The organism is Pseudarthrobacter niigatensis, from assembly GCF_030812615.1.
Lineage (GTDB): Bacteria > Actinomycetota > Actinomycetes > Actinomycetales > Micrococcaceae > Arthrobacter > Arthrobacter niigatensis.
Genome location: NZ_JAUSTB010000011.1, coordinates 17,915 through 38,008, shown reverse-complemented (window position 1 = coordinate 38,008; position 20,094 = coordinate 17,915). Strand labels below are relative to the sequence as shown.

At 65.4% G+C, this 20,094-nt stretch carries 19 protein-coding genes and 1 tRNA gene; 13 read left to right on the top strand and 7 right to left on the bottom strand.

Going from position 1 to position 20,094, the window contains the following annotated elements:
* Positions 1-26: 26 nt before the first annotated feature.
* The 4 genes from J2T23_RS15290 to J2T23_RS15275 form a co-directional block, all read right to left on the bottom strand.
* Positions 27-1,052, bottom strand: coding sequence for a 6-phosphofructokinase (locus J2T23_RS15290; RefSeq protein WP_307361302.1), 1,026 nt, complete (start codon positions 1,050-1,052; stop codon positions 27-29).
* A 183-nt stretch (positions 1,053-1,235) separates the two neighbouring features.
* Positions 1,236-1,493: a PspC domain-containing protein gene (locus J2T23_RS15285; RefSeq protein WP_141159747.1), complete on the bottom strand. Its 258-nt coding sequence runs from the start codon at positions 1,491-1,493 to the stop codon at positions 1,236-1,238.
* A 3-nt stretch (positions 1,494-1,496) separates the two neighbouring features.
* Positions 1,497-1,754, bottom strand: a complete 258-nt coding sequence (locus J2T23_RS15280; protein ID WP_141159748.1) for a hypothetical protein — start codon at positions 1,752-1,754, stop codon at positions 1,497-1,499.
* A 1-nt stretch (position 1,755) separates the two neighbouring features.
* Positions 1,756-3,324: a PspC domain-containing protein gene (locus tag J2T23_RS15275; protein WP_307361298.1), complete on the bottom strand. Its 1,569-nt coding sequence runs from the start codon at positions 3,322-3,324 to the stop codon at positions 1,756-1,758.
* Positions 3,325-3,449: 125 nt separating this feature from the next.
* On the opposite strand from J2T23_RS15275, the gene J2T23_RS15270 reads away from it, so the two are divergent.
* Both J2T23_RS15270 and J2T23_RS15265 read left to right on the top strand, forming a co-directional pair.
* Complete coding sequence (locus tag J2T23_RS15270; RefSeq protein ID WP_307361295.1) at positions 3,450-4,787, top strand: ATP-binding protein; 1,338 nt, start codon at positions 3,450-3,452, stop codon at positions 4,785-4,787.
* Positions 4,784-5,473 (top strand): LuxR C-terminal-related transcriptional regulator, encoded by a 690-nt coding sequence (locus tag J2T23_RS15265; RefSeq protein ID WP_307361293.1) that lies wholly within the window; start codon positions 4,784-4,786, stop codon positions 5,471-5,473. Before J2T23_RS15270 ends, J2T23_RS15265 begins: the two co-directional genes overlap by 4 nt.
* A gap of 219 nt (positions 5,474-5,692) precedes the next feature.
* Here J2T23_RS15265 and J2T23_RS15260 read toward each other — a convergent pair whose 3' ends face one another.
* Positions 5,693-6,910 carry a pyridoxal phosphate-dependent aminotransferase gene (locus J2T23_RS15260; RefSeq protein WP_307361290.1) on the bottom strand — a complete coding sequence of 406 codons (1,218 nt, stop codon included), beginning with the start codon at positions 6,908-6,910 and terminating at the stop codon, positions 5,693-5,695.
* A gap of 279 nt (positions 6,911-7,189) precedes the next feature.
* Here J2T23_RS15260 and J2T23_RS15255 point away from each other — a divergent pair.
* From J2T23_RS15255 to rplL, 9 genes are all read left to right on the top strand, one after another.
* Positions 7,190-7,262: transfer RNA gene (locus J2T23_RS15255), tRNA-Trp, on the top strand.
* A gap of 82 nt (positions 7,263-7,344) precedes the next feature.
* Positions 7,345-7,629 (top strand): preprotein translocase subunit SecE, encoded by a 285-nt coding sequence (gene secE / locus J2T23_RS15250; protein ID WP_056388913.1) that lies wholly within the window; start codon positions 7,345-7,347, stop codon positions 7,627-7,629.
* A 114-nt stretch (positions 7,630-7,743) separates the two neighbouring features.
* Positions 7,744-8,562, top strand: a complete 819-nt coding sequence (gene nusG / locus J2T23_RS15245; RefSeq protein WP_141159753.1) for a transcription termination/antitermination protein NusG — start codon at positions 7,744-7,746, stop codon at positions 8,560-8,562.
* A gap of 128 nt (positions 8,563-8,690) precedes the next feature.
* A complete protein-coding gene (gene rplK, locus J2T23_RS15240; protein WP_018760472.1) occupies positions 8,691-9,122 on the top strand; it encodes a 50S ribosomal protein L11 in 432 nt (143 codons plus the stop codon).
* A gap of 179 nt (positions 9,123-9,301) precedes the next feature.
* On the top strand, positions 9,302-10,009 hold the full coding sequence (rplA, locus tag J2T23_RS15235) for a 50S ribosomal protein L1 (protein WP_018760471.1): 708 nt from the start codon (positions 9,302-9,304) through the stop codon (positions 10,007-10,009).
* 126 nt (positions 10,010-10,135) lie between these two features.
* Entirely contained in the window at positions 10,136-11,275 is a 1,140-nt protein-coding gene (locus J2T23_RS15230; protein WP_307361287.1) for a GNAT family N-acetyltransferase, read from the top strand.
* A 7-nt stretch (positions 11,276-11,282) separates the two neighbouring features.
* Positions 11,283-12,401, top strand: coding sequence for a GNAT family N-acetyltransferase (locus tag J2T23_RS15225; protein WP_307361285.1), 1,119 nt, complete (start codon positions 11,283-11,285; stop codon positions 12,399-12,401).
* 292 nt (positions 12,402-12,693) lie between these two features.
* A complete protein-coding gene (gene rplJ, locus J2T23_RS15220) occupies positions 12,694-13,275 on the top strand; it encodes a 50S ribosomal protein L10 (RefSeq protein ID WP_307361283.1) in 582 nt (193 codons plus the stop codon).
* Positions 13,276-13,352: 77 nt separating this feature from the next.
* The gene (rplL, locus tag J2T23_RS15215) at positions 13,353-13,730 is read left to right on the top strand and encodes a 50S ribosomal protein L7/L12 (protein WP_018760467.1); all 378 of its coding nucleotides are present in this window, start codon (positions 13,353-13,355) and stop codon (positions 13,728-13,730) included.
* Between the two features lie 54 nt (positions 13,731-13,784).
* Here the strand turns inward: rplL and J2T23_RS15210 are convergent, their stop codons facing one another.
* Together J2T23_RS15210 and J2T23_RS15205 are read right to left on the bottom strand one after the other, a co-directional pair.
* Positions 13,785-14,312: an aminoacyl-tRNA deacylase gene (locus J2T23_RS15210; RefSeq protein ID WP_307361280.1), complete on the bottom strand. Its 528-nt coding sequence runs from the start codon at positions 14,310-14,312 to the stop codon at positions 13,785-13,787.
* Positions 14,312-15,511 carry an acetyl-CoA C-acetyltransferase gene (locus J2T23_RS15205; protein ID WP_307361277.1) on the bottom strand — a complete coding sequence of 400 codons (1,200 nt, stop codon included), beginning with the start codon at positions 15,509-15,511 and terminating at the stop codon, positions 14,312-14,314. The genes J2T23_RS15210 and J2T23_RS15205 overlap by 1 nt, the downstream gene beginning before the upstream one ends.
* A gap of 233 nt (positions 15,512-15,744) precedes the next feature.
* Between J2T23_RS15205 and J2T23_RS15200 the strand changes: the two genes are divergently transcribed.
* Both J2T23_RS15200 and rpoB read left to right on the top strand, forming a co-directional pair.
* Entirely contained in the window at positions 15,745-16,230 is a 486-nt protein-coding gene (locus J2T23_RS15200; RefSeq protein WP_307361275.1) for a hypothetical protein, read from the top strand.
* A 310-nt stretch (positions 16,231-16,540) separates the two neighbouring features.
* Positions 16,541-20,050, top strand: a complete 3,510-nt coding sequence (rpoB, locus tag J2T23_RS15195; RefSeq protein WP_141159759.1) for a DNA-directed RNA polymerase subunit beta — start codon at positions 16,541-16,543, stop codon at positions 20,048-20,050.
* The last annotated feature ends 44 nt before the right edge of the window (positions 20,051-20,094 follow it).

Below are 20,094 nucleotides of genomic sequence, written 5' to 3'. Positions count from 1 at the left end.
GTCCCAGCCTAGGGCGGCCCAGTGGCTTAGCCGAACAGGACCGCGGCCTCGTCGTAGCGGTTTTGCGGGACAGTCTTGAGCTGGCCCAGGGCCTCCTCGAAGGCGACATGCTGGATGTCGGTGCCCTTCAGCGCCACCATGGTGCCCCAGTAGCCTTCCACCACGGAGTCAATGGCCGCCATGCCCAGCCGGGTGGCAAGGACCCGGTCGAAGGCTGAGGGGACGCCGCCGCGCTGGATGTGCCCCAGGATGGTGGCTCGGGTTTCGATGCCGGTCCGTGCTTCAAGTTCGGGCGCAAGCTGGTCGGCGATGCCGCCCAGGCGCGGACGGCCGAAGGTGTCCAGGCCACGCTCCGAGTGCGGGCTTTCCATGTGTTCGGGCACGAAGCCCTCGGCCACCACCACAAGGGGTGCGCGGCCTCGGGCATGGGCTTCCTTGACCCATTCGGTGACCTGCTCGATGCTGACCTTCTGCTCCGGGATGAGGATGGCGTGCGCCCCGGCTGCCATCCCGGCGTGCAGTGCAATCCAGCCCACGTGGCGGCCCATCACCTCGGCAATCATGCAGCGGTGGTGGGATTCACCCGTGGTGCGGAGCCGGTCGATCGCCTCGGTGGCGATCTGTACCGCGGTGTCGAAACCGAAGGTGTAGTCGGTGGCGTCAAGGTCGTTGTCAACGGTCTTGGGGACACCCACGATCTTGAGTCCGGCGTCGGTCAGGCGCTTGGCCGCTGCCAACGTGCCCTCACCGCCGATTGCGATGATGGCATCGATGCCAAGCCGGTCCATATGGGCTTTGATGGCCTCGGGGCCGCCGCCGTTTTCGAACGGGTTGGTGCGGGAGGTGCCCAGGATGGTGCCGCCCTGCTTGGCGATGCCGCGGACCATGGTGCGGGGGATGGCGATGATGTCGCCCTCCACCACGCCCCGCCAGCCATCCCGGAATCCGACGAATTCCTGGCCATGGACGGCGATGCCCTTAAGTACCGCGCCGCGGATGACGGCATTCAATCCGGGGCAGTCGCCACCGCTGGTGAGGATTCCAATTTTCATGTTCGGCTCAAATCCTGGGAAGAAGGTTTACAGGCAGAGCGCCACGCTGAGCTCACCTAGAAGTGTAGTGGGGTGTGTGGGGTACGACACAAACCGGTTACATTGGGGCCGGCCGCCGGGGACACGGCAAGGCCCCGGCCCCGGAGGATGATTCCCCAGGGCCGGGGCCTGAAAGTGCGGTGGTCAGGGCCGGTTGAGCGACCGCCGGTCCAGGAAGGTCTGCAGCAGGATTTCATTGCGCTGGTCCGGGATGATGATCCAGGCCAGGAGGTAGAAGACCACGGCGGGTCCGGGGAGCAGGCACAACAGGAGGAAAGCGATGCGGACATAGGCCACGTCGACGTTGAGCTGCGCCGCGATTCCTCCGAGTACTCCACCAACCCAGCGCTGCGGTCCGCGCTTCAGGCCGAAGCCCCTGACAATGCTGAAGAACTTATCCATGGTTCAAGACTTCCCTGTAGTTGGTTGGTTGTCACGTTTCCGGGCTGAGAGCAGGCCGCCCACCACCAGGGCCACTCCGGCGCCGATCATGAGGCCGATCAGGACGTAGGTGCCATTGAGGGCGACGATCCCCAGTTGGGCCACGATGATCAGCGCGGCCAGCGCCAGGACGATCAGTCCCCACACCACCGTTCCCACCCTGGCCGGTGCCGGTCCGGCGGTGTCGTGGCCCGCCGTCGTCGGAATGTTGCTGTTGTCCATGTCAGTTGCCTTCCTGGATCGTGACGTTGCTGAAGGTGCCGTCGATCTGGACCACCAGGTGGTTGCCGGGCCGGTCGGTGTTGTAGCTGCTTTGGCGGGTGGTGGTGCCGCCGCGCTGGCCTCCGCCCTCGTTCAGGTTGCCCATGGTCATGTCCGCCTTGATATCCACCGGCACGTTCTGCGGAATCACCACGGTGACGTTGCTTGCGGTGATGTCCAGGGGAACCACGACGTCGGACGTCAGGGGGGCGGTAGGGGATAGGCCCGTGAGGTCCACGGTTCCACGTCCGGCGGTGATGTCGATTCCACCACGTGCTTCCTCGATGCTGGCGGGGTTCCAGTCCACCTGCTGGAACCGCATCCGGCCATCGTCCAGGGTGTTGTAGACGCCCCCGGTGATGAGTGCAACCACGGCGAAGAAGCTCAGGATGCCGGAGGTCCGGCCGCGGAAGCCTGCCACTAGGATGCCCAGGCCCAGGACCGCTGCCGCGCTGGCCCACACGATGGCGTTGGCGGAGCCGCCCAGGCTGATGACGTTCGCGGCGTCGAGGGCCTTCAGTCCGCCGCCCACCACCAGGGCGGAACCCGTTGCGATGGCCACACCGGGGGCGCCTGGACCGGACGGCCTGGGCTTGGGCGGCCGCGGCGGAACCCATGGGGTGGGGTAGCTGCCGCCGCCGGGGGCACCGCTGCCGGGACCGCCGGGAGACGTGCCGCCAACGCCGCCGGAGCCGGGAGCCGGTGGCACACTTCCGGCCGGGCTGTAGCCGCCCTGGCCGTAAGGGCCGCCCGTTGCGGTGGTGTCCGCCGTGCCTGCGGTGCTGCTGCCATAAGGGGGCGCCGCAGCCGCAGCCGGTCCGGCTGCGGTGCCGGCGGAGAACGTCGCGGTGTGGGCCGCGCCGGAACTCCCCATTGGAAAGGTCCCGCCTGGCGCGGCGGTGCCGTGGCCGGCCATGGTGGGGTGGGCCTTGTTGCGCTGGGAGAGGTAGTAGATCAGGTAGATGGCGCCGCCAACCCAGAAGAGGGTCCACAGCAGTCCGCTGAGGCCGTTATGGCTCCAGCCCCAGAAGCCTCCGCCCAGGCCCGTAAGGCCCAGGATGGTGGCGATGAGGGAACCTGTCATGCCGCTGGACCAGCGGCCAGCGCCGGCTTCCTGGACATGGATCCTGCCGTCCGGTTCCGGGAGGAAGGCCCAGGCCAGGCCGTACAACAGGACTCCGATGCCTGCCAGGAGGGTCAGGACAATGAAGACGCCGCGGATGATGATGGGGTCAACGCCCAGCCTGTGCGCAATACCGCTGCAGACGCCGCCAACCCACCGGTCATTGCCGCGGTAGATGCCGTTGCTGTGGATCCAGCCGAAGAAGTCGGTGGACGGAGCGGGTGCCGGTCTGCCCTGGTACGCATAGTTGGGTGAAGGTTCCGCCGGCGGGCCTGGGGCGGGGTCAGGAGGCGTCGGGCCGGAGGATGGCAGCGGCTCGGTGGGCTGCCCGCTGTCCGTTCCGGGCTGCTCCTTGCGAAGGGGCTCGGCAGGGTGTTCGTCGTCGGGGGAGGGGGTCTGCGAGTTCATACCTCGATCCTCCCGTCCATGCCCGGCGGCCCTCTACTGGGGGAAACCCTGAACCGTCCCTGAGCTGTCCCCGGGAAGCGGCTGAATGCGGTCCGGGCAACCCTGATCCATGTTTGGATTGACCCATGACAACCCTTCCGGTGCGGCCGCCCCTGGCGCGGAGCAGCGACCGTGTCATCGCCGGGGTGTGCTCCGGCTTGGCTGCACACCTGGGCTGGCCGGTGCGGAACGTCCGCCTGGGCATGGTCCTGGCGTGCTTCGCAGGCGGTGCCGGCCTGGTCTTCTACGCATGGCTCTGGATCATGGTGCCCACCGCGGACGAGGCCGTGCGCCGCAACGCCCGCCGCCCGGCGTCGCCCATTGCCCCAGCGGTGAGCCGGCCCGCCCAGGTGACCACTGCCGACGCCGGATCCCCGGCAGGTGCCCCCGGTCCGGTTCCGGACGGCGCCGGCGTGCCGCCGGGCGCCCCTTGGTTCCGGGCGCGCGGAATGCGGTACGGCAAGGAAATCCTGCTGGGCTGCGGGCTCCTGCTCGTCGCCGGCATCATGATCGCCCAGCTGCTGGGCGTGGACGTATCACTGGGAACGCTGATCCCGGCGGCCGCGGTCCTGGGCGGCGCCTCGATCGCATGGATGCAGCTGGATGAGACCCGTCGCGCAGGGCTGGTGGACAAGACCAAGGCTGACCAGGCCGGCGGCTGGGGCCGCCTCGCTGCAGGCCTGGCGCTGGTGGTGGCCGGGGTCCTGGTGATGGTCTCCGGCTCGGGGTCATGGGAGCAAACGTGGCTTGCGCTGCTTGCCTCGGTGGCCGTCCTGGGCGGGGTGGTGCTGGTCCTGCTGCCCTGGGCGCTGAAGTTTTGGCGTGACCTCGAGGCCGAACGCGCCGGCCGGATCCGGGAGACGGAACGTGCCGAAATTGCCGCCCACCTCCACGACTCCGTGCTTCAGACCCTCGCCTTGATCCAGCGGCGTGCGGGCAACGAGCACGACGTCGTCCGCCTGGCCCGTGCCCAGGAACGCGAGCTGCGCGGCTGGCTATTCCAGGACCCCGGCCGGGAAAGCGGGCAGCTTTCAGACCGGATCAAGGCCGTTGCCGGCGAGGTGGAGGACCTGCTCGGCAACGCCGTGGAGGTGGTCACCGTTGGTGATGCCCCCATGACCGAGGCGTACGAAGCCTTGGTCCAGGCAAGCCGGGAAGCCATGCTCAACGCATCCCGCCATGGTGGCGGGACGGTCTCGGTCTACCTTGAGGCATCGGACGGGCTGGCCGAGATCTTCATCAAGGACAGGGGCCCGGGCTTTGAGCTGGGGGACGTCCCGGCGGACCGGCTGGGCATCCGGGAATCGATCATCGGCAGGATGAAACGGCACGGCGGCTCGGCTGCCATCCTCAGCACGGGGGACGGCACGGAGGTCCGGCTCCGGCTGCCGGCTGCAGCAGAACACGCGGAAGGAAAATCATGAACCCGACCCAGGGTGCCGGCGGCGGAAGCGCCCGGCCGGCCAACTCCGCACGGGTGGTCATCGTGGATGACCACGCCATCTTCCGGTCCGGCCTGAAAGCGGACCTTGACCCCAGCATCCAGGTGGTGGGTGAGGCTGCCACCGTGGAGCAGGCCATCGCCGTGATTGCCCAGCAGCGGCCCGACGTCGTCCTCCTGGACGTCCACCTCCCCGGCGGACTGGGCGGCGGCGGCCGGGAAGTCATCGCCGGATCCGCCGCGCTCCTGTCCAGCACCCGGTTCCTGGCGCTGAGTGTGTCCGACGCCGCGGAGGATGTGGTCGCAGTGATCCGCGCCGGCGCCCGGGGCTATGTCACCAAGACCATTTCCGGCGCCGAGATCACCGACGCCGTGTTCCGGGTAGCCGGCGGCGATGCGGTCTTCTCACCCCGGCTTGCCGGTTTTGTCCTGGACGCCTTCGGCACTGCCCCCGCGGACATTGCCGACGACGAACTCGACAAGCTCTCAGCCCGCGAGCTGGAGGTCATGCGGCTCATCGCCAGGGGCTACAGCTACAAGGAGGTGGCCAAGGAGCTCTTCATCAGCATCAAGACCGTGGAGACCCATGTCTCGGCGGTTCTGCGGAAGCTCCAGCTCTCCAGCCGGCACGAACTGACCAAGTGGGCCGCGGAGCGCCGCCTCCTCTAAACGCCCCATAAGATCCTGCGTCTCTAACCCAAACGCCCCATCAGATCCTGCGTCTCTAACCCAAACGCCGCATCAGCTCCTGCGTCTCTAACCCAAACGCCCCATCACCAGGTGATGGGGCGTTTGGGTTATTCCTGCGGAAGGTGATGGGGCGTTTGGGTTATTCCTGCGGAAGGTGATGGGGCGTTTGGGTTATTCCTGCGGAAGGTGATGGGGCGACTACTGGGCCTTGCCGAGGAAGTCCTGCAGGCGCTGGACGCCCGTGGCGAGGTCGTCGTCGCCCAGGGCATACGAGAGACGCAGGAAGCCGGAGGGCCCAAACGCCTCACCGGGAACCACCGCTACCTCAACCTCGTCGAGGATCAGCGCAGCCAGCTCCGCGGACGTCTGCGGCGTAGCGGTGCCGGAAGCGGTGGGGAACTCCTTGCCCAGCAGCGCACGGACGTCCGCGTACACGTAAAAGGCGCCCTTCGGCGTCGGGCACTCCACGCCCTCAATGGCATTCAGCCCTGCAACGATGGCCTTCCGACGGCGGTCGAATGCCACTTTCATCTCGTCGACGGCGGTCAAGGGGCCGGACACGGCGGCGAGGGCAGCGATCTGCATGATGTTGGACACGTTGGACGTGGCGTGCGACTGAAGGTTCGTGGCCGCCTTGATGACGTCCGCGGGACCGATCATCCAGCCCACGCGCCAGCCGGTCATGGCGTAGGTTTTGGCAACACCGTTGAGGATGACCACCTTGTCGCCCAGCTCGGGGGCAGCGGTGGCGATGGACGTGAAGGGTACGCCGTCGTACGTCAGGTGCTCGTAGATTTCGTCCGTAACCACCCAGAGGCCCTTTGCCGCGGCCCACTTGCCGATCTCCGCCACCTGCCCGGGGGAGTAGACAGCGCCCGTGGGGTTCGACGGCGAGACGAACAGCAGGATCTTGGTCCGGTCCGTCACGGCTGCTTCGAGCTGGTCAACGGTCACCAGGTAGTCCTGTTCGGGCCCGGCAAACACTTCCACGGGGACGCCGCCGGCCAGCCGGATGGCTTCAGGGTAGGTGGTCCAGAACGGGGAGGGCACGATGACCTCGTCGCCCGGGTCCACCAGCGTGGCGAAGGTGTTGTAGACAGCCTGCTTGCCGCCGTTGGTGACCAGCACCTGTGAAGGATCCACGGAGTAGCCCGAGTCGCGCAGGGTCTTCTCCGCGATGGCCTTCTTCAGTTCGGGCAGCCCGCCTGCGGGGGAGTAGCGGTGGAACCTGGGCTGGGACGCCGCCTCGATGGCCGCCTGGACAATGTAGTCCGGGGTGGGGAAGTCGGGTTCGCCCGCACCGAAGCCAATAACCGGCCGGCCAGCTGCCTTCAGCGCCTTGGCCTTGGCATCGACGGCCAGGGTTGCGGATTCGGCAATTGCGGAGATGCGTTGGGAAACGCGGGCGAAAGGCATTGGCAGGTCCGTTCTTCGCTTGCAGCCCAGGGGCTGGAATGTGGGATTCGACGAGTTCTACTCTATGCTGTTCACCGGACCCTCCGGGGTGCCGGTTTTGATTTATGACTGCCCCGCGCAGCAGGATCCGGGCCGGGCAGCGGATGGTCCGGAAAACGGGCTGGTTTTACCTACGCGAAGTTCTTGCGTAGACTGGTTCACCGGTGTTGAAACACGGATGATGGCGTGCGCCCCAGTTCAAGCTGGTGGTTGGCCATCAAAGAGTGCAATTCACTCCATAGGGTAGTGGCGCAATTGGTAGCGCAGCGGTCTCCAAAACCGCAGGTTGCAGGTTCGAGTCCTGTCTGCCCTGCGCAAGCTGCTCCGGGCGAAAGCCCGGAGCAGGCGCAGCAACCATGGTTCTGATCAGGGCCGGGTAATCCACCATTGCAAAGATGAGCGAGGACCAGGTGACCGAAACAGCTGCCAGCAGCTCCAAGGGCCGCCCAGCTAAGAAGGAAGCCAAGGCAAACTTCTTCGCCCGCATTGCACTCTTTGTCCGCCAGATCATCGGCGAACTGAAGAAGGTTGTTGCCCCCACCCGCAAGGAACTGATCAACTACACGCTCGTGGTGCTGGTGTTCGTGGCCATCATGATGGTCATCGTCAGCCTGCTGGACATTGGTTTCGGAACCGCTGTCAGCTGGATCTTCGGCGGCACCGGCCCCAAGGACAGCTAAGGCTGAACGGTCCGCAGGCTGCGTGCTTCATCCGGGTAACCGGGAGGAAGCGCCGGCGTGCGGAATTGAGCCATTTAAATAGGCATGTTAGGCAATGAGGAAGCAGGAGACCAAGTGTCTGAGCAGGAGCTCGAGGTAACCGAGACGGGGCTGGAAGAATCCCCGGACGTCACGGCAGAAGCCGGTGAAGAGTCCGAGGTTGAGTCCTCCGCGCCCGAATCCGACGACGCCGCCTCCGACGCAGCAGTTGCTGACGAAGCCGACGCTTCAGAAGCCGACGGCGAAGATGAGCCTGCAGACGCCCTCGCCGCTGCGGCAGCCACCGCCGCCGCTGACCCGGCTGAGGAGTTCAAGGCCAAGCTGCGCCGCCAGGAGGGTGACTGGTACGTCATCCACTCCTACGCCGGCTACGAGAACCGCGTGAAGGCCAACCTTGAAACCCGAATCCAGACCCTGGACATGGAAGATTACATCTTCGAAATCCAGGTCCCCATGGAAGAAGTCGTGGAGATCAAGAACGCCCAGCGCAAGGTGATCAACCGCGTCCGCATCCCCGGCTACGTCCTGGTCCGCATGGACCTCACGGATGCCTCCTGGGGCGCCGTCCGCCACACCCCCGGCGTCACCGGCTTCGTGGGCAACGCCCACAACCCGGTCCCGCTGCGCCTGGACGAGGTCTTCTCCATGCTCGCCCCTGTCTTCGAAGAGGAACAGGCCGAGAAGGGCAAGCCGGTCAACAAGCAGAACCAGGCACCCGTGGCCGTGGACTTCGAAGTTGGCGAGTCCGTCATCGTCAAGGAAGGTCCGTTCGAGACCCTCCCCGCCACGATCTCCGAGATCAAGCCCGAGTCCCAGACCCTCGTGGTGCTGGTATCCATCTTCGAGCGCGAAACGCCGGTCACCCTGGCGTTCAACCAGGTCACCAAGATCTGAAAATCCTAGAATTCGTCCCGGCGCCGCCCGCTTAGCGGCACCGGAACGGCCGGCCGCCTTGCCATGGCGGCCACAAACCTGAGGCACGCTCCTGTGCCCCAGGACGTTATTGAGAGAAGGACCCTACATTGGCTCCCAAGAAGAAGGTCACCGGCCTCATCAAGCTGCAGATCCAGGCAGGTGCCGCCAACCCGGCCCCGCCGATCGGTCCTGCGCTTGGCCAGCACGGTGTCAACATCATGGAATTCTGCAAGGCGTACAACGCTGCAACGGAAGCCCAGCGCGGCAACGTCATCCCCGTGGAAATCACCGTCTACGAGGACCGTTCCTTCACGTTCATCACCAAGACCCCGCCGGCTGCAGAGCTCATCAAGAAGGCTGCAGGCGTTGCCAAGGGTTCATCCACCCCGCACACCGTCAAGGTTGCCAAGCTGACCCAGGCCCAGGTCAACGAGATCGCCTCCACCAAGATGGAAGACCTCAACGCCACCAGCCTCGAAGGCGCAGCCAAGATCATCGCCGGCACCGCCCGCTCCATGGGCATCACCGTCGAGGGCTAACCACCCTTCCCGCTGTCCAGCGTCAAAGTAATTGACGACGACGGGCGGCACCGCCGGGACACCGGCACCAAACACATTGAAATGTCGGGCATCCGGGCCGGATAACGAACCGGACCACCGACTGTGGCAGGGCCCAGCGCGGTCCGCCGACCACAACTGCACAAGGAGAAATAAGCAGCATGGCAAAGCGCAGCAAAGCATATGAGGCAGCAGCCGCCAAGATCGACGCGGAGAAGCACTACGCACCGTTCGAGGCAGTAACGCTGGCCAAGGACACCAACCCGTCCAAGTTCGACGCCACGGTTGAGGTGGCCTTCCGCCTCGGCGTTGACCCCCGCAAGGCTGACCAGATGGTCCGCGGCACCGTCAACCTGCCCCACGGCACCGGTAAGACGGCCCGCGTCCTGGTCTTCGCCACGGGCGACAAGGCCGAGGCAGCAATCGCAGCCGGCGCCGACTTCGTTGGTTCCGACGACCTGATCGAAAAGATCGCCGCCGGCTGGACCGACTTCGACGCCGCCGTTGCCACCCCTGACCTCATGGGCAAGGTTGGCCGCCTCGGTAAGGTCCTGGGTCCGCGTAACCTGATGCCGAACCCGAAGACGGGCACCGTGACCCCCGACGTCACCAAGGCCGTCAACGACATCAAGGGTGGAAAGATCGACTTCCGCGTCGACAAGCACTCCAACCTGCACTTCATCATCGGCAAGGTCTCCTTCGACGCCATCAAGCTGGCCGAGAACTACGCAGCGGCACTGGAAGAGGTTCTTCGCCTCAAGCCGTCCGCCGCAAAGGGCCGCTACATCCAGAAGGCCACCGTTGCCACCACGTTCGGCCCGGGCATCTCCGTGGACCCCAACGTCACCAAGGTTCTGACCGAGGCATAGTCGTTCCTGAAGTTCCTGCCTCGGGATTGATTCCGGAGCAACCAAAGACCGTCCCGGCGCCAAGGCGCCGGGACGGTCTTTTTTGTGCCGGCTGCCACGCGGGCCGGTGCTGCCTAAGCTGGCTGCATGGACCACGTTGAGCGAACCGGCCCCCCACTGTCGCCGTCGATCCCGTCCTGGGCAATTGCCGCCGTCGTTATCCCGCCACGCGGACCCGACCGCCGCGGCACTGGGCTGACCGCGGACTTCCTGGCATGCCAGGCCATGAAGGAGGCCCACGCCCTCGAGCTTTGGGGAAGCCTGGAGCGCTGCCCCACCTTGGACGAAGCGCTGGAGTATTGGCGCGGGAACGAGTACGAGGAACGGCTGCTTTTCCTTGCCCGGGCCGGCGCTGAGCCGGTGGGGCTGTGCTCCGTGGCGCTGCCTCTGCGCGAGAACCTGGCCACGGCGGGGATCGACGTCCTGGTGGCTCCCGGCCGGCGCCGGAGGGGAGCGGGGCGGCGCCTGCTGGAACATGCCGAAGCCGTGGCCCGCGCCCGCGGCAGGACATCCCTGGAGGGCTTCCATGAAGTTCCCTTGGACAGAATGCTCCAAGGTTCACGCATGGTCACCGCCAAATCGGGGGCGGGCCAGCTGCCGGCGGATGACCCTGCAACCGCCTTCGCCCTGGCCTCCGGGTACCAGCTCGAACAGGTGGAACGCTCCAGCAGGCTGGAGCTGCCAGTCGCCACGGACCTGTTGTCACAGCTGGCCGAGGACGCCGCAGCCCACTCCGGGGACTACGTGCTGGCCGGCTGGGACGACCACTGTCCGGACAAGTTCGTTGCAGGTTATGCCGGATTGAGGGCGCGGATGAGTACGGACGCGCCCACCGCCGGCATGGACTGGGAACGGGAGGACTGGGACGTCCAGCGCGTGCGCCGCGATGAAGAGGCCCAGGTCCGCAGCGGTGTGCAGACCTCCGTGGCCGCGGCCCTGCACCGGCAAAGCGGCGAACTGGTGGCGTATACGGTCCTGACCTGGCGCCCGGAGGTGCCGGAGTCGCTGATCCAGCAGGACACCCTGGTGGCGGCGGAGCATCGCGGCCACCGGCTGGGGATGCTGGCCAAGGCGGCCAACCTGCGGCGGGCCCGGGAAAAATGGCCGCAGGCGCGCTCCGTCCTGACATGGAATGCCAGCGAAAACCAGCATATGCTGGCGATAAATACCGCCCTTGGATTCAGGCCCGCCGGCTATGAAGGTGAGTGGCAGAAACGGCTGGGATGATGCCAGAATGGCAATAGACGTGAAGATCGAGCAGCTCTGGATTCCCGACTCCCTGGACACCCCGGACGCTGCGGATTTCCTCGCCGCGGTGGAAGTGGGCCGCAAGGTCCGCATGCAGACGTGGGGCAGTGACGATCTTGCGTACGGTCCCGAGGAAAAACTGCTTGAGTTCGCGGACCCGTATGAGCGCCAGTTGATCCTCGTTGCCAGGGTGGACGGCGCGATCGTGGGCACGGTTGATATTGCGCTGCCCCTGACGGACCACCTGGACCTTGCCGAGCTCACCTTGGACATCCTGCCCGAGTTCCAGCGGCAGGGGGTGGGCCGCCGGCTCCTGGAGGCTGCCGAACAGCTGGCCCGGGGGGAGGGCCGCACCATGATCCTGGTGGATACCAACCATCCCGGGGCGTCCCTGCATGAGTTTGAACGGGCCCAGCTGGTGCCGGGCTCCGGGCAGGGCTTCGTGCCCCTGGAGAGCCGCGAGGTGGAGTTCGCACAGAAGACCGGCTACACCCTGCAGCACATCGAGCAGTTCAGTTCCTGCCTCCTGCCCCTGGACACCAAGCTGGTGGCCGACCTCCAGGCTGAGGCCGAGGAAGCGAACAACGGCAGGTACCGGCTGCACCACTGGACGGACCGCTGCCCCGACCGCTGGCTGGAGGCCGTGGCTGCGCTGGAAAACCAGGCGGGCGCCGACGTGGACCCGTCACTGGACATGCCGGTTGAACAGGACATGGTGTTCGACGGCGGAATCCTGCGTGAGGCGGAGGACGTCGCCATCGCCCAAGGCAGGAGAACGGTGGTCACCGCCGTCGAGCACATCGCCACGGGGGCCCTGGTGGGCCTTACCACCATCACTGTCCTTGCCCACCGGGCGGACGTGGTGTTCCAGGACGATACCCTGGTCCTCCAGGAGCACAGGGGCAACAAGCTCGGGCTGCTGATCAAGGTGGCCAACATGGAGCGGCTCAGCGAACAGTTCCCGGACGCCCGCATCATCTACACCTGGAACGCCCCGGAGAACCGGTACCTCCTCACGGTCAACAAGCAACTGGGATTCCAGACAGCCGGCGTCACCGGCATCTGGCAGAAGGAGCTCCCGACCCTGCACACCAGCACCAGCTGAGGCCGATTTGGCGGACCGGCAGCGCCTCGCGTAAGCTGGATGTACCAAAGACCGTCGGTTGTTGGAAATCCACTCTCCTGAACATGGCTCAACTCTGCAGTTGTGCGCGGGGGACCACAGTGGCTTTCCGGACGAAGGACCCTCAACGCAGGGCGGCCGGCGCAGGTGAACGAAGCAAGGCTCCACGGCAACGTGTTGAGCCAAGCCCCGTGCATCTGCGCGGGGCGTTTTTAGTTTTAGCTCTCTTGAGCGGGGACCGTCGAATACCGGCACTATCCCCGGAAGGAGGGTTATGGCAACGCCTACCAAGGTTTCAGCAGTAGCTGAGATCACTAACGATTTCAAGGAATCGAACGCCGCTGTCCTGACCGAATACCGCGGGCTCACCGTTGCACAGCTCAAGCAGCTGCGTGTTTCTCTCGGCCAGGACACCAAGTTCGCGGTCGTCAAGAACACCCTGACCGCCATTGCAGCCAAGGAAGCCGGCGTCGAAGCATTCGACGGCCAGCTTGCCGGCCCCACTGCAATCGCGTTCATCAAGGGTGACGCAGTTGCTGCTGCCAAGAGCCTGACGGATTTTGCCAAGGCCAACAAGCAGCTGGTCATCAAGACCGGTTACTTCGAGGGCAAGGCGCTGGACGCCACCGAGGTCGCCGCACTGGCTGCCCTCGAGTCCCGCGAGCTGCAGCTCGCCAAGGTTGCAGGCGTCCTCAAGGCACCTGCCGCCGCAGCTGCACGCATCATCGACGCACTGCGCCTCAAGCTTGAAGAAGAGAACGGTGCACCGGCAGCTGCCGAAGCGCCCGCCGCTGAAGAAGCCCCCGCCGCTGAAGCTGACGCTCCCGCCGACGCTCCCGCTGCCGAAGAGAACTAATTCTCTTACCCCCATCAGACTCCGGTGTCCGTCCGGCCCAGCGCCTCCCGGTCACCACAACAGGAAGGACGCCTACCATGGCGAAGCTCAGCAACGAAGAGCTCATTGAAGCTTTCAAGGAACTGACCATCATCGAGCTCTCCGAGTTCGTCAAGCTCTTCGAAGAGACCTTCGAAGTTACCGCTGCTGCTGTAGCTGTTGCCGGCCCCGCCGGTGGCGGCGCCGCTGAAGAGGTTGAAGAGAAGACCGACTTCGACGTCATCCTCGAATCTGCCGGTGACAAGAAGATCGCAGTCATCAAGGAAGTTCGCGCCATCACCTCCCTCGGCCTCAAGGAAGCCAAGGACCTGGTTGACAGCGCCCCCAAGGCTGTTCTCGAAGGCGCCAACAAGGAAGCTGCCGAGAAGGCCAAGGAACAGCTCGAGGCTGCAGGCGCCACCGTTACCCTCAAGTAACAGCGCCTTTTCCTTCGGAAACCCCGTCCACTCCGGTGGGCGGGGTTTCCTGCGTTAACCAGCTCGACCGATTCCAGGTCCCGCCTGGACGGGATCGCTGATGTCCGCCACCACGGCTTCCAGGGCGGCAGTCAGAGCGTCGGCGTCGACGAACGCGCTGTATCCGTGCGCACCGGCGCCCATGGAGATGCGCCGCCCGGCGATGGTGGCGTCGGCATAGACAGGCCAGGCAGTGGTGCTGCCAAGCGGGGTGATGGTGCCCCGCTCGTAGCCGGTGGCCTCCAGCGCAGTTCCTGCGGGCGGCAGGGACAGCTTGTTCACGCCTACCAGGGCGCGGAGCTTGGGCCACGAAATCTGCCGGTCACCGGGGATCAGCGCAAAGAGGAACGTCCCGTCCTTGTGCTTCACTACCAGGGATTTGACGATGTCCGCCGGCGTGATGCCCAGGATGCCCGCGGCCTCTTCAAGGCTCTTCGCTGCGGGCCGCTCCACCACGTCGACTTCCAGGCCACGGGCAGCGGCATCGGCCAGGAACCGTTCCCGTCCGGCGCCGTGCGCTCCGCTTCCGGATGGGCCGGCCATCAGTCGCGGTACAGCAGGAGGGCCTCGCCCTGCCCGCCCCCGCCGCAGAGGGACACCGCAGCCCTGCCGGTGCCACGCCGCTTCAGCTCATGTGCGGCATGGGCCGCCAATCGTGCGCCCGAGGCCCCGATCGGATGCCCCAGGGCGATGGCGCCGCCATGGATATTGCACTTTTCCAGCGGGTAGTCCAGGTCCTTGAGGGACTGCACAGCCACCGAGCCGAAGGCTTCGTTGATCTCGATGAAGTCAAGATCGGCGGTGCTCCACCCCGCCTTGCCGAGGGCGTTCATGATGGCGTTGGAGGGCTGTGAATGCAACGAATTGTCAGGGCCGGCCACCTGCCCAGGCTTCCCCACCACCGCCAGGTATTCCAGCCCGTGCTCCTCCGCATAGCCGCGGGAGGTGAGTACCAAAGCAGCTGCGCCGTCGGACAGGGGAGAGGAATTGCCTGCGGTGATGGTGCCGTCGGTGACGAACGCGGCGCGCAGGCCCGCCAGCGACTCGACCGAGGTGTTGGGGCGGACCCCTTCGTCGGCGTCCACGACCAGGGGCTCGCCCTTGCGCTGCTTGACGCTGATGGGTGCGATCTCGCCGTCGAACGTTCCGTTCTTCGCCGCAAGCGCAGCACGCTGGTGCGATTGGGCCGCGACGTTGTCCTGCGACATGCGGTCAATGCCCAGCGTGAGGTTCCGTGTTTCCGTGGACAGTCCCATGGACTGGCCGTCGAAGGCATCGGTCAGCCCGTCATGGGCGGCTGCGTCCAGCGCCTGGATGGAGCCGTACGTCCAGCCCTGGCGTGAACCAGGAAGCAGGTGCGGTGCGCGGCTCATCGACTCCTGGCCGCCGGCAACCACCACGGCGGCCTCGCCGGCCCGGATCATCCGGGCGGCATCGATCACCGCGGTCAGGCCGGAAAGGCAGACCTTGTTGACGGTCACCGCGGGGACGTTCCACCCGATGCCGGCGCCGATGGCGCTCTGCCGGGCGGGGTTCTGGCCGGCTCCTGCCTGCAGGACCTGGCCCATGATGACGGCTTCCACGGCGGCCGCGTCGACACCGCTGTGTTCCAGTGCGGCCTTGATGGCGTGGGCACCAAGATCCACTGCCGTGAGGCTGGACAGCTGGCCGTTGATCCGGCCCTGCGGCGTCCGTGCCGCCCCGAGGATGACAACGTCACTGTTGTCGGAAGAGTTGCCCATGGTTACCACTTTCCGTCCGGTTTTGATCTAAGCCACCAAGGCTATCGTGAGCCTGCTCACCCAACTATTCAAACGCCAAAGCCGCTATGTGCATTCCGGCCATGCGGCCGGGAGGGTGGGGGAGATGTCCCCATCCGTGGGGTTATGCACGACGGCGGGCGCCTGCGTAGGGTGGACGGCGAGGCTTTGCAGGGGGACGCCAGGTCCGGAGCCGGGATGGACGGAGCGACATTGTGAAGAAACCACTGACGGCGGTTGCCACGGCCGTGGCGGTCCTGACCGGTGGCGCCCTGGCGGGCTGTTCGGTCTCCACACCGGCGCCCGCGGAATCCACCCGCTTCACAACGGCTGCGTCGAACCCGGATAACAGCACGGAGAGCAGCAGCCCTGCCGCCTCCACAGGCCTGGGAAGTTCCGCGGCCGGCGGAGCCAGGGCGGCCTGCGAACTCTTCAATAAGTTGGTGGCGGACTATGCCGCAGTTTCCCCCACCGACCCGCAGGGCTACGAAGACGTCTACACGAAAGCCCAGGACGCCAAGGACACCGTTTCGGGGAACCTGAAGGGACTCTTCACCTCGCTGGGCCTGCTGGCCATCGACCACTCATCGGCTGCGGAGTCCGGGGGCAAGCCGTCCCGGGAATCGGAGGACGCCGTCCGGGATGCCGTCTTCGCGAACGCCGGAACCTGCACGGCGGAGGGCGTGACGCTGCGCCTCTAGCCTGATCCGGACCTCACGGTACGGAGCCGGCGAACAAGGTGCTTGCATTCCGGCAGGAAGTGGGGTAGACACGTAGGTTGTTTTGCCGTATCGTAGATATTTGCGTCTTCCCTGTTTACCTTCAGCCTTCATATAGCGGTGGGCTTTGCCTGGCAGCTGGCAATCAACGTGCCGTAACAACGGTTACAGCATAGTCAGTCCAGGCCCCGGGTCATATAGCGGAACCGGATGGTAGCGCTGCGGAGTCACTTCGCAGGGTGCACAGCGGGGGAGATCTGAAAACGCCTGAAGGTCTGTGGAAGGATCCCTCTTGGTCGCCTCGAGCACCTCTAATAACGAAACCGCTAACACCGCCGACAGCACTGATGGTGCCACTCGCCGGCTCTCATTCGCAAAGATTCACGAACCCCTTGACGTTCCGAATCTGCTTGCCCTGCAGACGGACAGCTTTGACTGGCTGGTAGGCAATGAGCGCTGGCAGGCACGCGTGGCAAAGGCTGTCGAAGAAAACGATCTCAGCGTCGCCACCACGTCCGGCCTGTCGGACATCTTCGAAGAGATCTCCCCGATCGAGGACTTCCAGGGCACCATGTCCCTGAGCTTCTCCGATCCGGAGTTCGCTGACCCCAAGTACACCATGGCCGAGTGCAAGGACCGGGACGCAACGTACTCGGCTCCGCTGTACGTCAAGGCCGAGTTCATGAACAACAACACGGGCGAAATCAAGCAGCAGACCGTGTTCATGGGTGACTTCCCGCTGATGACCGAGAAGGGCACCTTCGTCGTCAACGGCACCGAGCGTGTCGTCGTCTCCCAGCTGGTCCGTTCGCCGGGCGCCTACTTCGAGCGCGCCGCCGACAAAACCAGCGACAAGGACATCTTCACCGCCAAGATCATCCCGTCCCGCGGTGCATGGTTCGAGCTCGAGATCGACAAGCGCGACCAGGTCGGTGTCCGGCTCGACCGCAAGCGCAAGCAGTCCGTCACGGTCCTGCTGAAGGCCCTGGGCTGGACCGAAGGCCAGATCCTCGAAGAGTTCGGCCAGTACGACTCCATGCGGGCAACCCTGGAGAAGGACGCCACCGAAACCCGCGAAGACGCCCTCCTGGACATCTACCGCAAGCTGCGTCCGGGCGAGCCGCCCACCGTCGAGGCTGCCCAGTCCCTGCTGGACAACCTGTACTTCAACTCCAAGCGCTACGATCTGGCCAAGGTTGGCCGCTACAAGATCAACCGCAAGCTGGGCATCGACCGTTCCCTTGGTGACAAGGAAGCCTCTGTCCTGCACGTTGAAGACATCGTCGCCATGATCAAGTTCCTCGTCGCGCTGCACGCCGGCGAGAAGACCATCAAGGGCACCCGCGATGGCCAGGAAGTGGACCTGCGCGTCGAGATCGACGACATCGACCACTTCGGCAACCGCCGCATCCGCGCCGTCGGCGAGCTCATCGAGAACCAGGTCCGCACCGGCCTGTCCCGCATGGAGCGCGTTGTCCGCGAGCGTATGACCACCCAGGACGTCGAGGCCATCACGCCGCAGACCCTGATCAACATCCGCCCCGTGGTTGCGGCCATCAAGGAGTTCTTCGGAACCTCCCAGCTGTCGCAGTTCATGGACCAGAACAACCCGCTCTCGGGCCTGACCCACAAGCGCCGCCTGTCGGCACTTGGCCCCGGTGGTCTGTCCCGTGACCGCGCCGGCATGGAAGTCCGCGACGTGCACCCGTCCCACTACGGACGTATGTGCCCCATCGAAACCCCTGAAGGCCCGAACATTGGCCTGATCGGTTCGCTGGCTTCCTACGGACGCATCAACCCGTTCGGTTTCATCGAGACCCCGTACCGGCTGGTTAAGGACGGCGTCGTATCCGACGACGTCCAGTACCTGACCGCCGACGACGAGGCAGAGGTCCTGATCGCCCAGGCCAACGCCCCGCTCGACGAGAACAAGAAGTTCGCCGAAGAGACCGTCCTGGTCCGTGCCCGCGGTGGTGGCGGTGAGCCCGTCCTGGTTCCGGCCGAGGACGTCGAGTTCATGGACGTTTCCCCGCGCCAGATGGTGTCCGTGGCTACGGCCCTGATCCCGTTCCTGGAGCACGACGACGCCAACCGCGCACTCATGGGTGCCAACATGCAGCGCCAGGCTGTGCCGCTGGTCCGTTCCGAGGCCCCCGTTGTGGGCACCGGCATGGAGCGCGCCGCCGCCGTCGACGCCGGTGACGTTGTCATTGCCAAGAAGGCCGGTGTGGTCACCGAGGTTTCCGCCGAGCTCGTCATCATGCTCAACGACGACGGCACCGAGACCAACTACCGCATCAACAAGTTCGCCCGCTCCAACCAGGGCAACTGCTACAACCACCGCGTCCTGGTCAACGAAGGCCAGCGCCTGGAAGTTGGCGGAATCATCGCCGACGGCCCGGCAACGGACCAGGGCGAGCTCGCACTGGGCAAGAACCTGCTCGTGGCATTCATGTCATGGGAAGGCCACAACTTCGAGGACGCCATCATCCTCTCGCAGCGCATCGTTGCCGAGGACGTCCTTTCCTCCATCCACATCGAGGAGCACGAGATCGATGCCCGCGACACCAAGCTTGGTGCCGAGGAAATCACCCGTGACATCCCCAACGTGTCCGAGGAAGTCCTGGCCGGCCTGGACGAGCGCGGCATCATCCACATCGGTGCCGAGGTTGAAGCAGGGGACATCCTGGTCGGAAAGGTCACCCCGAAGGGTGAAACCGAACTGACCCCGGAAGAGCGCCTGCTGCGCGCCATCTTCGGCGAGAAGTCCCGCGAAGTCCGCGACACCTCCCTGAAGGTTCCCCACGGCGAGTCCGGTACCGTCATCGGCGTGCGCGTCTTCGACCGCGACAACGACGACGAGCTGCCCCCGGGCGTGAACCAGTTGGTCCGCGTCTACGTGGCCGCCAAGCGCAAGATCACCGACGGCGACAAGCTCGCCGGCCGCCACGGCAATAAGGGTGTTATCTCCAAGATCCTTCCGATCGAGGACATGCCCTTCCTTGCCGACGGCACCCCCGTTGATATCGTCCTGAACCCGCTGGGTGTTCCGGGCCGTATGAACGTGGGCCAGGTGCTCGAAACGCACCTCGGCTGGGTTGCCAAGACCGGCTGGAAGATCGAAGGCGAGCCCGAGTGGGTCAAGCAGCTGCCGAACCTGCCGCGCGAGAGTGGTCCCACCACTGTTGCCACGCCGGTGTTCGACGGTGCCCGCGAAGAGGAAATCACGGGCCTGCTGGATTCCACCAACGTGACCCGCGACGGTGACCGCCTGATCAACTCCTCGGGCAAGACCCGCCTGTTTGACGGCCGCTCCGGCGAGCCGTTCCCGGATCCGATCTCGGTCGGCTACATGTACATCCTGAAGCTCCACCACCTGGTGGACGACAAGATCCACGCACGCTCCACCGGCCCGTACTCCATGATCACGCAGCAGCCGCTGGGTGGTAAGGCACAGTTCGGTGGCCAGCGCTTCGGTGAAATGGAAGTGTGGGCGCTCGAGGCTTACGGCGCCGCCTACACGCTCCAGGAACTCCTCACGATCAAGTCCGATGACATCCACGGTCGCGTGAAGGTCTACGAAGCGATCGTCAAGGGCGAGAACATCCCCGAGCCGGGCGTTCCCGAATCCTTCAAGGTCTTGATCAAGGAAATGCAGTCGCTGTGCCTGAACGTGGAAGTCCTTTCCACGGACGGAACCACAATTGAAATGCGTGACTCTGATGACGCAGTCTTCACGGCTGCGGAAGAACTGGGCATCGATCTGTCTCGCGCAGAGCCCAGCTCCGTAGAAGAGGTTTAGCAGGAGGTTTACGACGGCGGGTGACCACCCGCCGTCGTACGCCC

Coding starts and splice junctions, on each gene's coding strand:
- J2T23_RS15205 (WP_307361277.1), bottom strand. CDS start 15,511: ATGGGCAACTCTTCCGACAACAGTGACGTTGTCATCCTCGGGGCGGCA.
- J2T23_RS15275 (WP_307361298.1), bottom strand. CDS start 3,324: ATGAACTCGCAGACCCCCTCCCCCGACGACGAACACCCTGCCGAGCCC.
- J2T23_RS15280 (WP_141159748.1), bottom strand. CDS start 1,754: ATGGACAACAGCAACATTCCGACGACGGCGGGCCACGACACCGCCGGA.
- rplJ (WP_307361283.1), top strand. CDS start 12,694: ATGGCAACGCCTACCAAGGTTTCAGCAGTAGCTGAGATCACTAACGAT.
- secE (WP_056388913.1), top strand. CDS start 7,345: ATGAGCGAGGACCAGGTGACCGAAACAGCTGCCAGCAGCTCCAAGGGC.
- J2T23_RS15225 (WP_307361285.1), top strand. CDS start 11,283: ATGGCAATAGACGTGAAGATCGAGCAGCTCTGGATTCCCGACTCCCTG.
- J2T23_RS15290 (WP_307361302.1), bottom strand. CDS start 1,052: ATGAAAATTGGAATCCTCACCAGCGGTGGCGACTGCCCCGGATTGAAT.
- rplL (WP_018760467.1), top strand. CDS start 13,353: ATGGCGAAGCTCAGCAACGAAGAGCTCATTGAAGCTTTCAAGGAACTG.
- J2T23_RS15270 (WP_307361295.1), top strand. CDS start 3,450: ATGACAACCCTTCCGGTGCGGCCGCCCCTGGCGCGGAGCAGCGACCGT.
- J2T23_RS15260 (WP_307361290.1), bottom strand. CDS start 6,910: ATGCCTTTCGCCCGCGTTTCCCAACGCATCTCCGCAATTGCCGAATCC.
- J2T23_RS15265 (WP_307361293.1), top strand. CDS start 4,784: ATGAACCCGACCCAGGGTGCCGGCGGCGGAAGCGCCCGGCCGGCCAAC.
- J2T23_RS15285 (WP_141159747.1), bottom strand. CDS start 1,493: ATGGATAAGTTCTTCAGCATTGTCAGGGGCTTCGGCCTGAAGCGCGGA.
- J2T23_RS15230 (WP_307361287.1), top strand. CDS start 10,136: ATGGACCACGTTGAGCGAACCGGCCCCCCACTGTCGCCGTCGATCCCG.
- rplA (WP_018760471.1), top strand. CDS start 9,302: ATGGCAAAGCGCAGCAAAGCATATGAGGCAGCAGCCGCCAAGATCGAC.
- J2T23_RS15210 (WP_307361280.1), bottom strand. CDS start 14,312: ATGGCCGGCCCATCCGGAAGCGGAGCGCACGGCGCCGGACGGGAACGG.